Genomic DNA, 14,008 nt, shown 5'->3' on the forward strand with positions numbered 1-14,008 from the left:
AGAAGCCCCGAGAGCAACCAGGGTGGTTCATCATCGGATCGCGGCGCCTTCCTTTTCGCAGCCGTTTGCCCCTTGTGTCGAACCCCGGTGCTGGCTGACGTCAGTTACGATCAGCCCGGCGCGGCGTCAGACTCACACACCGTGAGCCCCCCTCCCCATCCGTCAGACACTCATCGTGGTCAACGCAACTCAGTTCAGACGCAACAGACCCTGAGCTTTCCGTAGCGAGATCAAACTCTCTCGGTCGGATGTGGGTTTCATGAGCGTGAAGGCCTGTCGCGGACGTCTTTTGAGGTCGATCGCAGCATCAGGAGAGCCGCGAGCGATAGAACCATGAGACCGGACGACAGGGCCAAAGCGTAGCGCGGCCCCGCGCGATCGAGCACGAGACCGAACAGCAGAGGGGCGACGCCCTGTAGAATACGGGCGGGTGCGGCAAGAAGGCCGGTGCGGAGCCCATAGCCGACCGGTCCAAAGAGCGTGAGCGGCAAGGTGCCCCGCGCGATCGTCAGCAGCCCCTGCCCGGCGCCATGAAGCAGCGCGAAGGGAATTGCCAAAGGCGCGCCGAGCGTGACGAGGAGCGCCGCGCCGATCGGGTGCAGCGCGGTCGCGATCCGCGCCGAGATCAGCGGCGAGGCCTTGCGCAGCAAGGTGAACTCGACGAGACGCGCCGTGACCTGGGCAGGGCCGATACAGGCCCCGGCCGCGATCGCCTCCGCGGGTGTCGCGCCCAAGGCCTCAAGCAGCCGCGGCAAATGCGCCGCCAGGGCCGTGGCCACGAACCATGTCGCCCCGAAGACTCCGGCTAGCGCGATCATCATCCAGGGCATGCCGCCGGACGATGCGACCGGCGCATGCGCAACAGGCAGGTGCGATGAGGGCGCCTTCGGCACCAGCAGGCGATTGAGCGGAAGACCCACGATCAGGTGCAGGCTCGCCCAGGCGAGGCAGGCGCCTCGCCACCCGAAGGCATGGATGAAAAAGGCGCTCATCGGCCAGCCGATGGTGCTCGCGAAGCCGGCGAAGAGGGTGATGCCGGTAATCGCACTGCGGGCATCGAGACCATATAGTCCGGTCGCCGTCGCGAAGGCCGCCTCATAGAGGCCGAACCCCATACCGATACCGATCGTCAGCCACGCCGCCGCCAAGCCGCAGGCACCATGGGCTTGCGACAGCAACATCAACCCGAGCGCGAAGACCAGATTGGTACCGGCCAGCACGTCCCGGCCGCCGTACCGGTCAATGCAGCGGCCGGCGAGCGGACCCAGCAGACCCGACAGCAGAAGCGCTCCCGAAAACGCTCCGAAAAACCAGACACGACCGAGATGCAGACCGGCCGATACGGGATCCGCGAAAACTGCCGTGAGATAATAGGTCGATGCCCAGGCGAGGGTTTGCGTGATGCCGAGCGTTGAGACGACAAGGGCCCGGCGGGGCCTCTCCGGGCTCAGGCCAGACCCCGCTCATACCACCCGCGCGACCGGCGAACGATCTGCACCACCGAAAGCATGACCGGCACCTCGACGAGGACGCCCACCACCGTGGACAAGGCCGCGCCCGACTGGAAGCCGAACAGAGCAATGGCGGTCGCGACCGCCAGTTCGAAGAAATTGCTGGCACCGATTAGAGCGGAAGGGCCGGCGACGCACCATGCGACACCGAGTTTTCGGTTCAGCCAATAGGCCAGCCCGGCATTGACGTAGACCTGGATGAGGATCGGGATGGTGAGCAGCACGATCACCGTTGGTTGCCGCATGATCTGCTGCCCCTGCAGCCCAAAGAGTAGCACGAGGGTGAGAAGAAGCGCCGCGAGCGACATGGGTGAAAGTACCTGCAGGATGCGGTGCAATGCGGGCCGGCCGCCACTGCCGAGCAGAGAGCGTCGCCACAGCTGGGCGATGATCACCGGCACGACGATGTAGAGCACCACGGAGGTGATCAGCGTCGCCCAAGGCACCGTGATCGAGGACAGGCCAAGCAGCAATGCCACGATGGGCGCAAAGGCAACCACCATGATGGTGTCGTTGAGGGCGACCTGCGACAGCGTGAAATGCGGCTCACCCTCCACGAGGTTGGACCATACGAAGACCATGGCCGTGCAGGGAGCCGCGGCAAGGAGGATCAGCCCCGCCATGTAGCCGTCGATCTGCCCCGCCGGCAGAAGCGGCCGGAACAAGTGCCCGATGAAGAGCCAGCCGAGCAGCGCCATGGAGAAAGGCTTCACCAGCCAATTGACCCCGACCGTCGCCGCGATGCCGCGCCAATGTCGCCCGACTTGGCCGAGTGCTGCGAGATCGATCTTCAGCAGCATCGGGATGATCATCAGCCAGACGAGGATCGCGACCGGCAGATTGACCTGCGCAACCGTGGCCGCGCCGAGGGCATGAAACATCCCCGGTGCAAGCTGGCCCAGCCCGATACCGGCAACGATGCAGAGGGCGACCCAGAGTGTCAGATAGCGCTCGAAGACCCCGAGGCCGGCTGCTGTGCCCGAGGTGACAGCCACCTCACTCATGGCCAGGTTTCCTGATGCGCGAGCCGGCCGCGTCCACGACGGCCTCCCCATCTTCCTTCGCGAAGGCGGCGCGTGGCGGATTGGGCAGGATATCCAGCACCGCCTCCGATGGGCGGCAGAGCCGCACGCCCCGCTCGGTCACGACGATCGGCCGGTTGATGAGGATTGGGTGCGCCATCATGGCGTCGAGCAGCGCGTCGTCACTGAGTGCCAGATCATCGAGGCCGAGGTCCTGATAGGGCGTGCCCTTTTCCCGCAGCACCGCGCGCACCGGCACGCCCATGCCTTGGATGAGGCTGATGAGCTCGGTGCGGCTGGGCGGCGTTTTCAGATATTCGATGACCTGCGGCTCTTCACCGCTGTTGCGGATCATGGCCAGCACGTTGCGCGACGTGCCACAGGCGGGATTGTGATAGATGGTGACGGGCATTGGCGTTCCTCCGACTGAGGTCAAACGTGACCGGCCTTGGCCGACGGGCAGGCACAAGCGGCAAGGGCTTCAACCGCTGGTGCGCAAACCTCCGGCCGCCCTTGGCAGCAATCCCGCATCAGGAAGGCGATCAGGCCTGAGAGCGCGCCGTAGTCGGCCGTGTAGCGGATCGAGCGGCCTTCCCGCCGGGACTGGATGAGCCCCGCATGTTCCAGATGGGTCAGGTGGAACGACAGCCGGGAGGAAGCGGCCTCGAGCGCATCACCGATGGCGCCCGCCGGCATGCCCTCCGGCCCAGCCGTCACCAGAAGGTGGACGATCCGCAGGCGGGTTTCCTGGGCCAGGGCGGACAAAGCATCGAGGGCTTGCAGCTCGTTCATGACGTTTCAATATCTCAAGAATTATTGAGATGATACGCCAAATTTTCTCCCGCGGTTGCCCTGCTTACGGAAACCACAGCATGGACTTATTTTGGCTCAGGCCGATGTCGGGAGAAAGAACTGGCGGAGGGGATGAGATTCGAACTCACGGTACAGGTTGACCCTGTACAACGGTTTAGCAAACCGCCGCCTTCAGCCACTCGGCCACCCCTCCGCCGGGAGAAGCAAACCATTGCACGGCGTTTGCACAGCCCTTCTAGCGAGGCCCCTCCCCCCGGTCAATGCATCCGGGCCGACAGAATTGCGGCCACGGATGCATGGCGGGCGCGGGCCTCCCGCGAAGCAGCGCGGGCGCTCAGAGCTTGCGCTTGATCGCCTCGTTCACCAGGGCCGGATTGCCCTTGCCGGCCATCGCCTTCATCACCTGGCCCACGAAGAAGCCGAAGAGTTTTTCTTTCCCGGCCCGGTATTCTGCCAGCTTATCAGGGTTTGCCTCCAACACGGCGTCCACCGCCGCGTCGATCGCGCCGGTATCCGTCACCTGCCGCAGGCCGCGCTCCTCCACGATGGCGGCGGCCGGCTTGCCGGTCTCCATCATCGCTTCGAGCACCTCCTTCGCGATCTTGCCGTTGATCGTCGCGTCGGCGATCAGGTCCAGCAGTCCGCCCAAGGTCTCGGCGGAAATCGGGCTGCTCTCGATGGACTTCCCGAGCCGGTTGAGGCCCGCGAAGAAATCGCCCAGCATCCAGTTGGAGGCCGCCTTACCGTCCCGGCCGCGCGCTAGCGTCTCGTAGAAATCGGCCGTCGCCTGCTCCATCACCAGCACGCCCGCATCATAGGCCGGAATGCCGTACTGGCTGATGAAGCGCGCCTTCTTGGCGTCAGGCAGTTCCGGCAGCGCGGCGGCAAGCCCATCCACCCAGGCCTGTTCGATGACGAGCGGCAGGAGGTCGGGGTCCGGGAAGTAGCGGTAGTCATGCGCGTCTTCCTTGCTGCGCATCGGACGCGTTTCGCCACGCGAGGGATCGTAGAGCCGCGTCTCCTGCTCCACCACCTCGCCCGCTTCCCAGATCTCGACCTGGCGCCGCGCCTCCGCTTCGATCGCCTGCATGACGAAGCGCACGGAGTTGACGTTCTTGATCTCGCAGCGCGTGCGGAATTCCTCGCCAGCCTTGCGGACGGAGACGTTCACGTCCGCCCGCATGGACCCCTCCTCCATGTTGCCGTCGCATGTGCCGAGATAGCGGAGGATGGTGCGGAGCTTCCGCAGGTAAGCCCCCGCCTCTTCGGGAGACCGCATGTCGGGCTCGGAGACGATCTCCATCAGCGCGACGCCGGCACGGTTGAGGTCGATGAAGGATTCGGCCGGGTGCTGGTCATGCATCGACTTGCCGGCGTCCTGCTCCAGATGCAGGCGCGTGACGCCGATATGGCGCACCTCGCCGCTCTCCAGCTCGATGTCGATCACGCCGCGGCCGACGATCGGATGCGCAAACTGGCTGATCTGATAGCCCTGCGGCAGATCGGCATAAAAGTAGTTCTTGCGGTCGAACCGGCTGACGAGATTGATCTCGGCCTTGAGGCCGAGGCCGGTGCGCACGGCCTGTGCCACGCATTCCCGGTTGATCACCGGCAGCATGCCGGGGAAGCCGGCATCGATGAAGCTCACCTGCGCATTCGGCTCACCGCCATAGGTGGCAGAGGCACCGCTGAAGAGTTTCGCGTTCGAGATGACCTGGGCATGCACTTCGAGCCCGATCACGAGTTCCCACGGGCCGGTGCGGCCTTCGATGACGTAGCTCATGTTCAGCCCTCCCCGCCCAGGCGGATCTGCGGCCGCGCCTTGAAGTCGGCCGCGGTTTCCAATGCGGCGCCCACCGCGAAGACGGTCTCTTCGTCGAAGGGCTTGCCCAGCACCTGCAGGCCGAGCGGCAAGCCCTGCGCATCTAGCCCCGCGGGCACGGACATGCCCGGAATCCCGGCGATATTGGCGTTCACGGTGAAGACGTCGTTCAGGTACATCTTCACCGGGTCGTCCTCGTTCTCGCCAATCGCGAAGGCAGCGGAGGGCGCGGTCGGCGTCAGCAGCGCATCCACCTGGGTGAAGGCGTCAGTGAAGTCCTTCAGGATCAGCGCCCGCACCTTCTGCGCCTTGAGGTAATAGGCGTCGTAATAGCCGGCCGAGAGCACGTAGGTGCCGATGAGGATACGGCGCTTCACCTCCGCGCCGAAGCCCGCGGCGCGCGTCTCCTCGTAGAGGTCCTTCAGGTCATTGGCCGGCACGCGCAGGCCGTAGCGCACGCCGTCATAGCGCGCGAGGTTGGAGGAGGCTTCGGCGGGCGCCACGATGTAATAGGTGGCGAGGCCGTATTTCGTGTGCGGCAGGGAGACGTCGACGATCTCAGCCCCCTGCTGGCGCAGCCAGTCCAGGCCCTGGCGCCACAGCGCCTCGATCTCGGCCGGCATCCCCTCCACGCGGTATTCGCGCGGTACGCCGATCTTGAGGCCCTTCACGCCGCGCTTCACCGCAGCCGCGAAATCCGGCACCGGCCGCGGCACGCTGGTGCTGTCCTTCGGGTCGTGCCCGGCCATGGAGCCGAGCAGGATCGCCGCATCCTCCACCGTGCGCGCGAAGGGGCCGGCCTGGTCGAGCGAGGAGGCGAAGGCGACGATGCCGTAGCGCGAGCAGCGGCCATAGGTCGGCTTGATGCCGACGATGCCGCAATAGCTCGCAGGCTGGCGGATGGAGCCGCCGGTATCCGTGCCCGTCGCGGCCAGCGCCATGCCGGCGGCCACCACCGCGGCCGACCCGCCGGAGGAGCCCCCCGGCACCAGCGGGGTCTTGCTGCCGGCCCGCTGCCAGGGGTTCACGGTATGGCCGAAGGCCGAGCTGGTCGTGGACGAGCCCATCGCGAACTCGTCCATATTGACCTTGCCAAGGAAGACCGCACCGTCCCGCAGCAGATTGGCGGTCACGGTGCTCTCATAAGGCGGCACGAAGGGTTCGAGGATGCGGCTCGCCGCCGTGGTCTTCACCCCCTTGGTGCAGAAGAGATCCTTGATGGCGATGGGCAGGCCGGTGAGAGGGCCGGCCTCGCCGCGGGCGAGAGCGGCGTCCGCGGCATCCGCCTGCACCAGCGCCTGCTCAGGCGTCACCGTAATATAGGCGTGGATCTGCGGCTCCAGCGTCTCGATCGCATCGAGATGCGCCTGCGTCAGTTCGCGGGCCGAGAGGGTGCGGGCGCGCAGCGCGTCCCGCGCGCTGGCAAGCGTGAAATCGAGCGTCATGGTCTTATTCCACCACTTTCGGCACGGTGAAGAAGGGGCCCGAGCGGGCCGGCGCATTGGCGAGAACGGCGTCCATCTGCTCGCCGTCCGTCACCACGTCCTCACGCATCGGCAGAGAGGCAGCGCCAATATTGGCCAGTGGATCGACACCCGAGACGTCCACCTCGTTCAGCTGCTCGATCCAGCCGAGAATGGCGCTGAGCTCGCCTTGCAGTTGCGCCACATCCTCATCGGCCAGGCGAATCCGCGCGAGGCGCGCGATGCGGCGAACGGTGGCAGGGTCGAGGGATGAGGATGAAGCGGCCATGAAGCAAATCGGTCCTTGGGATTCGGATGGGCGCGGACCATAAAGGCCGCCATGGCAGTCATCAACTTTCCCGACCTCTGTGCGGGGCTGGAGGCCGAGGAACGGCTTCTGGGCCTCGATCCTGGCGCCCGCACCATCGGCGTCGCCCTCTCGGACGTGCGGCTGCGCGTGGCGAGCCCCTTCGGCAGCATCGCCCGCGGCAAGATGTCCGGCATCGTGGAGCAGTTGGGGCGGATCGTGCTGCGGGAAGGCGTGGGCGGCCTGGTCATCGGCCTGCCGCTGGGGCCCGAGGGGCAGATGGGCCGGGCGGCCCAGGCCGCGCGCGACTGGGCCTGGTCGGTCTCGGATGCGCTGGGCCTGCCGGCGGCGCTGTGGGATGAGACCCTGACCACGGCCGAGGTGCATGACCTGCTGATCGGCGAAGCCGATATGAGCCGGAAGCGCCGCCAGGCGGTGGTGGACCGGATGGCGGCCGCGCGGATTCTTCAGTCGGCGCTCGATTCCCGCGCCTGATCCCAGTCTCGAACCGAGACCAGGTGCAGCCCTGAGACCACGGGGACGTCCCCGTCCAGGATGATGACGCGGGAGAGCCCCGGCGGCCGGACGGCGGGCAGATGGGGCCCAATCCAGACGGTCGCGGCCTCGGCACAGGACGCGAGGCCCGCGGTGAGGCTGCAGGCGAGCTGCAGCCAGGCGGGCGGCGGCCCCTCCACCCACAGACGATCGTCGGGCCGGAGATCGGCGTCCAGCAGCAGCGCCGCCCAAAGCCAGTCCGGCTGGCCTTCGAGGCAGGTCGACAGCAGATGCCGCATCGACTCGCGTCCGGCCCCGTCGCAAGTGGCAATCGTCTCTCCCCGCGCGGCGGCCCACAGGGCGAAGGCTGCGGCATTCGAACAAGCCTCCGATTCCGTCAGGCTCCGTTCCGAAGGGGATGGGAGGGGAGTGTCAGCCATGCATTCCGATGTGACAGGTTTCGGTCAGAGGGGGCTTGATCGGCGGCCCGAGGCCCGTCTATATGCCGCTCACCGCACGGCGGGGCCATAGCTCAGTTGGGAGAGCGCCTGAATGGCATTCAGGAGGTCGTCGGTTCGATTCCGATTGGCTCCACCATCGCGGTGGAAAGTGTGACGGACGCCGCTTCGAGCGGCGTTTTTCATATCCGCCCTTCCCCTTCGCAAGACCGCACACAAAAAGGGCGCCCTGAGGCGCCCCTTTCTTTTCCGAAACCTCGTCGGTTCAGGGTGACTGCACCGGCGTGGTCTGCGTCGTGGTCGTGGTCGTGGCGGGTTGCCCCGTCATCATACCGGGCGCAGGCGCGGTGGTGGTCGTGCTTTCGGTCGTCGTCGTCTGCGTCGGCGCCGGCGGCGGTGCCGGCGCGTAGTTCACGCAACCGGCGAGGCCGAGCGTGCCGGCCAGCAGGCCGAAACCGAGGCCGAGCCGCACCTTCATTTTTTGCACTGTTCTTCTCCCTGCTCTGTTGATCAGTCAGTCGTCGTGGTCGTTCGCACGGTCTTCGTCGTCACCATCGCCGGCGGCTGCTGCACCGTCGTCGTCTGGCTCTGCTCGACGGCGCCATTGACGCCGCCATAGGTCGTGCTCCGGGTCGTCTCGGAATTTCCGTAGGCGTCCTGCACGTGTTTTTCGGTGGTGACGCTGAGCGTGCCCGGCGGCGGCGGCGGCACCGGCGCAGGAGCGACCACCGGGGGCGGCGCTACGGGCGTCACGGTCGTCGTGGTCGTCTGATAACTCGTCGACTGCGCCATGGCGGCGCCCGAAGCGACGGTGGCGGCCAGCAGCGTGATGCCGAAGAACTTGTTCACTCTCACCTCCATCTTTCCAAACGGAAGAGTTGTTTCGCGATCGCCATATGTAGGCGTGACGATGTTCGTCAAGCCGAGGAGGTGGAGGGCAAATCCGGCAAAATTCGGGAAAGGCAAGACAATGTGATGATCTTCTAGAAGAAGCTCGCACTTGCGTGATCATTTTTCGAAAGTGCACGCATCGTGATCGGCGCGCAGCTCGAGAGGAGACATCCGATCGAGGCGGAGACCTGTCCGGAAGGAGGATCACCAGAGCGAGAGGATGATGCTCGACTCCACCCGGGCCGGACGCATAGATTGGACGAAGCCTCAACCCCTCCGGCGGAGCTGCGCATGGCCGACAAGGAACCACCCGTCGTCGTCGAAACCATCCCGAGCCTCCAGGGCAGCGTCTCGGGCATCGGCAGCGCTGCCGCGCCCATCCTCTATTTCGAGAACGCGCCTGCCTTCGGCCACATGAACGGCATCCTGAAGGTCACCCTCACGGCGACGCGGGACATTCCATTGGCGAACAACAAGATCGCGTCGGACCATGTCGTCGTCGCGCATATGCGCATGAACCAGCAGGCCGCCCGCGCCCTCAAAACGGCGCTCGAAGGCGCGCTGCTCCTCGCCTCTCCGGCCCCCAGCGACACGCAGAATTGACCCGGGCCGGCCCCGCGCCGGCCCCACGCACCATTGTTCCTCAGGCGCGCCCGTCCACATCGGGAGGACGGGCACCCAAGCCCCACGCAGGAGGAAGCCATGGCCAGCATCGACGATCCCAGAGATACCGACGGCACCAAGATCGCCGCCAGCCGCGTGAACGGCACGGCGGTCTACGACGGAGCCGGCGAGAAGCTCGGCACCGTTCATGACGTCATTCTCGACAAGGCCACCGGCCAGGCGGACTATGCCATCATGAGCTTTGGCGGCTTTCTCGGGATCGGTGACCGCTACCACCCCTTGCCCTGGAACCAGCTCCGCTACGACACCCACCTCGGGGGCTATGTCGTCGATGCCGATCGCACCCGGCTGGATGCAGCACCCACCTACGAAGCGGCGGAACTCGACAGTTGGGGCGGCCGCCACGCGAGCAGCGTGGACGATTACTACGGGGTCATGCCTGGAGCCGGTAATGCCGGCCTAGGCACCGCGCCCATTCGCTGAGGGCGCACCCTTCCGCAATCTCAAGAACTTGGGAACAGGCCTTCACCTCGAATCTGAGTAATTCCGCTTCAATGGGCGGGGGGATCGGTCTACTGTCGGTGCCCCTTCCCAGACGCGGCAGCCCTCGATGACCGAATTCCCCCATGCCTCCCTCCGAGCCGCCTCCCCCTGGTGGCGCACAGCAGAAGGCGGCCGTCTGCGCATCGAGGGCGGCCAACCGCTGATCGGCACCTACCCCATCAGCGGCGCCAAGAACGCCGTTCTGCCCCTGATGGTCTCGGCGCTTCTGACACCTCATCTCGTGACCCTCCATCACGTCCCCGCCAGCCTGGACGTCGCGGTGCTCGCGAGCCTTCTGCAGCGGCTGGGCGCGCATCTCGCCTGGTCGGAGACCGCCCAGGGCCTCAGCCTGACGATCTCGGCTGACCGGCTGCATCCGGCGGGCATCGATGCCGAACTCGTGCGGCGCATGCGCGCCTCGGTTCTGCTCCTTGGCGCCCTCCTTGGCCGGCAGGGGGAGGCGCGCCTGCCCATGCCGGGCGGCGACGCGATCGGCTTGCGCGGCATCGATTTTCATCTCTCCGGCTTGCGGGCGATGGGCGCGGAGATCGCGGTCAGCGCGGGCATGATCGAGGCGCGGGCGCCGCAGGGCCTGCGGGGCGCCGAGATCCTCCTGCCGCAGCCTTCCGTCGGCGCCACCGAAAACCTGATGCTGGCAGCCGTTCTGGCCACCGGCACCACCACCATCCGCAACGCGGCGCTGGAACCGGAGATCGAGGATCTCGCCCTCTGCCTGCGCCAGATGGGTGCCGCCATCGAAGGTGCCGGCACCGAGACGATCACCATCCACGGCGGGCAGGCGTTGCGTGGCGCCGTGCATGCGGTGATGCCGGACCGGATTGAACTCGGCACCCTCGCCTGCGCGGCCGCGCTGACGGATGGCGATCTTCTGCTCACCTCTGGCCGTCTCGACCTTCTCGGCGCGGCGGCGCCCCTTCTCGCGGCGGCAGGCGTGCAGTTGGAGGAAACGGCGGAGGGGCTTCGCGCCCGGCGCGCGCCCGGCGGCCTGCAGGGAACGGACGTGCAGACGCGCCCCTATCCGGGCTTCGCAACCGATCTGCAAGCGCCCGTGATGGCCCTGCTTTGCACGGCGGCGGGCGTCAGCGTGGTGACCGAGACGATCTTCGAGCAGCGCTTCCGCCACGTGGACGAACTGCGCAAGATGGGCGCGCAGATCCAGGTTCAGGGGCGAACCGCCCTGCTACGGGGCGTTTCGCGCCTTGCGGGCGCTGCGGTGATGGCGACGGATGTGCGGGCTGCGGCCGCCCTCGTGCTGGCGGGTCTTGGCGCTGAGGGCGTGACAGAGATTGAAGGGCTCGACCATCTCGACCGCGGCTATGACGGGATGGTGCGCAAGCTCGCCGCCTGCGGCGCCGCAATCGACCGTCTCCCCGGCTGATAGGAGAAGGCCGGTCCAGAGGACCGGCCTTTCGTCAGTGCGGGAACCCGCGCTTAGGCGAGATAGGCCGGGCGCTGGCTCGGCAGAACGTTGGAGTTCCGCGCCAGATAGGCCGGGCGCTGGCTCGGCAGCACGTTCGAGTTCCGTGCGAGATAGGCTGGGCGCTGGCTGGGCAGAACGTTCGAGTTCCGTGCCAGATAGGCCGGCCGCTGGCTCGGCAGGACGTTCGAGTTGCGGGCGACTTCCGGAGCCTGCGCGTGATGCACGACCGGCGTTTCCGCCATCGCCGCGCCGGTCAAGCCAAGGCTGGCCGCGGTCACGGCCGCCATAAGAAGGTGTTTCATCATCATCTCCTGAATCTGACAGAAGCCGGAAAGCTTCCGGACGGACACGCCGTCTGCTTGATCCGGGAGATAGTCTCTGTTGCGTCGCAACATAACCGTCCTCGCCTAAATGTTAGTCATACCTCCGACGGAGAGATGCGCTCGGCGCAACTCTTGCCCTCCTCCGCGAGACAGGCGAGGCTCCGTCCCAGACGGCGCCACTCCCCGGCCCATACGGCGCCAGCACCAGATGAGGACAGATCATCGTGATTTACGAAATGCGCGTCTATCACTGCCTGCCGGGCCGCCTGCCCGCCCTGCTCCGCCGCTTCGAGACCATCACCCTCGGCTTCTTCGCCCGTTACAGCATTCGCCAGGCCGGCTTCTGGACGACGCTGGTGGGCGAGTCCACGGCGACGCTAACCTATATGCTGGCCTGGGAAAGTCTCGCCGAGCGCGAGCAGAAGTGGAACGCGTTCGCCGCCGATCCGGACTGGGTGGCGCAGCGCAACGAGACCGAGAAGGACGCGCCGATCGTCGCCTCAATCTCCAACCAGTTCCTGATGCCGACGAGCTTTTCCAGCGTAAAGTAGGCTCAGTAGAAGCCCAGGAAGCCGGCGAGCGCGGCCGCGCCGAGGTACCAGAGCGGATGCCTCTTGGTGAAGAGGCATCCCGCGGCCACCAGCAGCGTCAGCAGGCCGGCGCGCCAATCGATGGCAGCACCACGCGCAAGCAGAAAGGCCGCCGCCAGCATCAGCCCGGCGGTGACAGGCACCAGCCCCGCCTGCACCACCCGCCGCCAGCGCCGATCGCGAAATTGTACCCAGAGGTGGCCGACGCCGTAAGCAAGGCTGCAGGCGGGCAGCAGAAAGGCGAAGGTCGCGGCGATGGCGCCCGCAATCCCGGCCACCTGCCAGCCGAAGAGGGTGACGGCCAGTACATTCGGGCCCGGTGCCGCCTGCGCCAATGCGTAGAGACGCACGAACTCCGCCGCACTCATCCAATGTTGCTGATGCACCACCGCCCGCTCCATCGCCGGCAAGGTTGTGGAAGCACCGCCGATGGCGAGGAAGGAGAGTTCGCCGAAGATCAGCACCAGGGCGAGAAGCGGCGTCATTCGCCGAGCCGCCAATTGGCAAGCCCGACGCTTGCCACCGCGAGCACGCCAAGGCTCGGAAGGAAGGGCAGGCGCAGCAGGCCGAGGGCGGCGAAGGCCGCGGCCAGCACGGCGAGGCGCCAAAGGGAGGTGCGGAGGGGTGCCGCGATCTTCAAAGCAGTCGCGAGGATGAGGCCGGCGGCCCCGGCCGACAGCCCGGTCACCAGATGCCGCACCGGCGGATCATCGCCATACTGGGCATAGAGCGTCGCGATGCCCAGCACGATGGCGACGGGCGCCCCCAGCAGCCCGGCCAGGGCAGCGACGCTGCCGAAGGGGCCGCAGACGCGCGACCCGAAGATGACCGACATATTGGCGACGTTGGCGCCCGGCAGGAACTGGCAAAGGGCGAGCAGCTCGCTGAACTCGGCGGGCGTCATCCACCGCCGCTCCTCCACCAGCACCCGCCGCGCCATCGGCATCACCCCGCCAAAACCCATGAGCCCCGCGCGAAAGAAGGCGGTGAAGAGTGTGTAAGAGGTGAGGCGCAGAGGTCCGGGTGGCTCCATGCCTCCGCTCTAGACCCTTCGCGGCGCGCGACCAAGCGGCTCAGAAGCTGGGAGGTGTGCAGGCACTGATGACCTCGCAAGGCACCGGGCCTATGCAGCGGAATCGGTGCGGCCGGCGGCTCTCGAAGGAATAGGCATCGCCCGGCCCCAGGATGCGCCGCTCGTCCTCCACCGTCACTTCCAGCCGGCCGGAGAGAACGATGCCACCCTCCTCCCCCTCATGGGTCAGCAGGATCTTTCCCGTATCGGCGCCCGGCTGATAGCATTCTTTAAGAATCTGCAACGATCGGCCGAAGAGGTTGTGGCCCACCTGGCGGTAGGAGATGGGCCCCTTCCCGATCTCGGTCAGTTCCTCGGCCGCATAAAAGACCTGGCGCGGCCGTTCCGGCGCGAAGGAGAAGAATTCGGCAAGCCCGATCGGGATCGCATCCAGGATGCGCTTCAGCGCACCGACCGAAGGGTTAGTCGCATTGCTCTCGATGAGCGAAATGGTGCCGTTGGTGACACCCGCCCGCTTGGCGAGTTCACGCTGCGACAGGCCACGCGCCATGCGCAGGTAGCGAAGCCTGCCGCCAATATCCTCCGTCACCGCATGGCTCCTGTTTCGAGTGTTGAATATATCGCTACACTAGCGAGAACACCCACGCCTTTTCAATGTGTTATCACAAGGAA

The 14,008-nt window shown here is 66.5% G+C and carries 19 protein-coding genes and 2 tRNA genes; 6 read left to right on the forward strand and 15 right to left on the reverse strand.

Annotated elements, in window-relative coordinates; genetic code table 11:
- Nucleotides 1–257: 257 nt before the first annotated feature.
- From ACYQ6W_RS00360 to gatC, 8 genes are all read right to left on the reverse strand, one after another.
- Complete coding sequence (locus tag ACYQ6W_RS00360) at nt 258–1,451, reverse strand: MFS transporter (RefSeq protein ID WP_459673425.1); 1,194 nt, start codon at nt 1,449–1,451, stop codon at nt 258–260.
- Nucleotides 1,448–2,515, reverse strand: a complete 1,068-nt coding sequence (gene arsB / locus ACYQ6W_RS00365) for an ACR3 family arsenite efflux transporter (RefSeq protein ID WP_459672841.1) — start codon at nt 2,513–2,515, stop codon at nt 1,448–1,450. Before arsB ends, ACYQ6W_RS00360 begins: the two co-directional genes overlap by 4 nt.
- The gene (arsC, locus tag ACYQ6W_RS00370; RefSeq protein ID WP_459672842.1) at nt 2,508–2,945 is read right to left on the reverse strand and encodes an arsenate reductase (glutaredoxin); all 438 of its coding nucleotides are present in this window, start codon (nt 2,943–2,945) and stop codon (nt 2,508–2,510) included. Before arsC ends, arsB begins: the two co-directional genes overlap by 8 nt.
- Nucleotides 2,946–2,965: 20 nt before the next feature.
- Nucleotides 2,966–3,325 carry an ArsR/SmtB family transcription factor gene (locus ACYQ6W_RS00375; RefSeq protein WP_459672843.1) on the reverse strand — a complete coding sequence of 120 codons (360 nt, stop codon included), beginning with the start codon at nt 3,323–3,325 and terminating at the stop codon, nt 2,966–2,968.
- A gap of 121 nt (nt 3,326–3,446) precedes the next feature.
- Nucleotides 3,447–3,539: transfer RNA gene (locus ACYQ6W_RS00380), tRNA-Ser, on the reverse strand.
- A 141-nt stretch (nt 3,540–3,680) separates the two neighbouring features.
- Nucleotides 3,681–5,129: an Asp-tRNA(Asn)/Glu-tRNA(Gln) amidotransferase subunit GatB gene (gene gatB, locus ACYQ6W_RS00385; protein WP_459672844.1), complete on the reverse strand. Its 1,449-nt coding sequence runs from the start codon at nt 5,127–5,129 to the stop codon at nt 3,681–3,683.
- 2 nt (nt 5,130–5,131) lie between these two features.
- Nucleotides 5,132–6,613 (reverse strand): Asp-tRNA(Asn)/Glu-tRNA(Gln) amidotransferase subunit GatA, encoded by a 1,482-nt coding sequence (gatA, locus tag ACYQ6W_RS00390; protein ID WP_459672845.1) that lies wholly within the window; start codon nt 6,611–6,613, stop codon nt 5,132–5,134.
- Nucleotides 6,614–6,617: 4 nt separating this feature from the next.
- Nucleotides 6,618–6,920 carry an Asp-tRNA(Asn)/Glu-tRNA(Gln) amidotransferase subunit GatC gene (gene gatC, locus ACYQ6W_RS00395; RefSeq protein ID WP_459672846.1) on the reverse strand — a complete coding sequence of 101 codons (303 nt, stop codon included), beginning with the start codon at nt 6,918–6,920 and terminating at the stop codon, nt 6,618–6,620.
- Between the two features lie 51 nt (nt 6,921–6,971).
- Here gatC and ruvX point away from each other — a divergent pair, with 51 nt between their 5' ends.
- The gene (gene ruvX / locus ACYQ6W_RS00400) at nt 6,972–7,433 is read left to right on the forward strand and encodes a Holliday junction resolvase RuvX (RefSeq protein ID WP_459672847.1); all 462 of its coding nucleotides are present in this window, start codon (nt 6,972–6,974) and stop codon (nt 7,431–7,433) included.
- Here ruvX and ACYQ6W_RS00405 read toward each other — a convergent pair.
- On the reverse strand, nt 7,406–7,873 hold the full coding sequence (locus tag ACYQ6W_RS00405; protein ID WP_459672848.1) for a hypothetical protein: 468 nt from the start codon (nt 7,871–7,873) through the stop codon (nt 7,406–7,408). The two genes, ruvX and ACYQ6W_RS00405, sit on opposite strands and share 28 nt — an antisense overlap.
- Before the next feature lie 81 nt (nt 7,874–7,954).
- Between ACYQ6W_RS00405 and ACYQ6W_RS00410 the strand changes: the two genes are divergently transcribed.
- Nucleotides 7,955–8,030: transfer RNA gene (locus ACYQ6W_RS00410), tRNA-Ala, on the forward strand.
- Between the two features lie 126 nt (nt 8,031–8,156).
- Here ACYQ6W_RS00410 and ACYQ6W_RS00415 read toward each other — a convergent pair.
- Both ACYQ6W_RS00415 and ACYQ6W_RS00420 read right to left on the reverse strand, forming a co-directional pair.
- A complete protein-coding gene (locus tag ACYQ6W_RS00415; RefSeq protein WP_459672849.1) occupies nt 8,157–8,378 on the reverse strand; it encodes a hypothetical protein in 222 nt (73 codons plus the stop codon).
- Nucleotides 8,379–8,401: 23 nt separating this feature from the next.
- Entirely contained in the window at nt 8,402–8,740 is a 339-nt protein-coding gene (locus ACYQ6W_RS00420; protein WP_459672851.1) for a hypothetical protein, read from the reverse strand.
- Between the two features lie 333 nt (nt 8,741–9,073).
- Between ACYQ6W_RS00420 and ACYQ6W_RS00425 the strand changes: the two genes are divergently transcribed.
- The 3 genes from ACYQ6W_RS00425 (at nt 9,074) to murA (ending at nt 11,348) form a co-directional block, all read left to right on the forward strand.
- On the forward strand, nt 9,074–9,385 hold the full coding sequence (locus ACYQ6W_RS00425; RefSeq protein WP_459672852.1) for a hypothetical protein: 312 nt from the start codon (nt 9,074–9,076) through the stop codon (nt 9,383–9,385).
- Nucleotides 9,386–9,484: 99 nt separating this feature from the next.
- Entirely contained in the window at nt 9,485–9,889 is a 405-nt protein-coding gene (locus tag ACYQ6W_RS00430; protein ID WP_459672853.1) for a PRC-barrel domain-containing protein, read from the forward strand.
- A 127-nt stretch (nt 9,890–10,016) separates the two neighbouring features.
- A complete protein-coding gene (gene murA / locus ACYQ6W_RS00435) occupies nt 10,017–11,348 on the forward strand; it encodes a UDP-N-acetylglucosamine 1-carboxyvinyltransferase (protein ID WP_459672854.1) in 1,332 nt (443 codons plus the stop codon).
- Nucleotides 11,349–11,401: 53 nt separating this feature from the next.
- Here murA and ACYQ6W_RS00440 read toward each other — a convergent pair whose 3' ends face one another.
- Nucleotides 11,402–11,692 (reverse strand): hypothetical protein, encoded by a 291-nt coding sequence (locus tag ACYQ6W_RS00440; RefSeq protein WP_459672855.1) that lies wholly within the window; start codon nt 11,690–11,692, stop codon nt 11,402–11,404.
- Nucleotides 11,693–11,937: 245 nt separating this feature from the next.
- Here ACYQ6W_RS00440 and ACYQ6W_RS00445 point away from each other — a divergent pair, with 245 nt between their 5' ends.
- Nucleotides 11,938–12,264, forward strand: a complete 327-nt coding sequence (locus ACYQ6W_RS00445; RefSeq protein WP_459672856.1) for an NIPSNAP family protein — start codon at nt 11,938–11,940, stop codon at nt 12,262–12,264.
- Nucleotides 12,265–12,266: 2 nt separating this feature from the next.
- On the opposite strand, the gene ACYQ6W_RS00450 is transcribed toward ACYQ6W_RS00445, so the two are convergent.
- Genes ACYQ6W_RS00450 through ACYQ6W_RS00460 form a run of 3 tightly spaced genes read right to left on the reverse strand, consistent with a single transcriptional unit; the run spans nt 12,267 to nt 13,925 of the window.
- Nucleotides 12,267–12,788, reverse strand: coding sequence for a chromate transporter (locus ACYQ6W_RS00450; protein WP_459672857.1), 522 nt, complete (start codon nt 12,786–12,788; stop codon nt 12,267–12,269).
- On the reverse strand, nt 12,785–13,336 hold the full coding sequence (locus ACYQ6W_RS00455) for a chromate transporter (protein ID WP_459672859.1): 552 nt from the start codon (nt 13,334–13,336) through the stop codon (nt 12,785–12,787). The genes ACYQ6W_RS00450 and ACYQ6W_RS00455 overlap by 4 nt, the downstream gene beginning before the upstream one ends.
- A 40-nt stretch (nt 13,337–13,376) precedes the next feature.
- The gene (locus tag ACYQ6W_RS00460) at nt 13,377–13,925 is read right to left on the reverse strand and encodes a cupin domain-containing protein (protein WP_459672860.1); all 549 of its coding nucleotides are present in this window, start codon (nt 13,923–13,925) and stop codon (nt 13,377–13,379) included.
- Between the last annotated feature and the right edge of the window lie 83 nt (nt 13,926–14,008).

This window comes from Acidisoma sp. 7E03 (assembly GCF_054665075.1).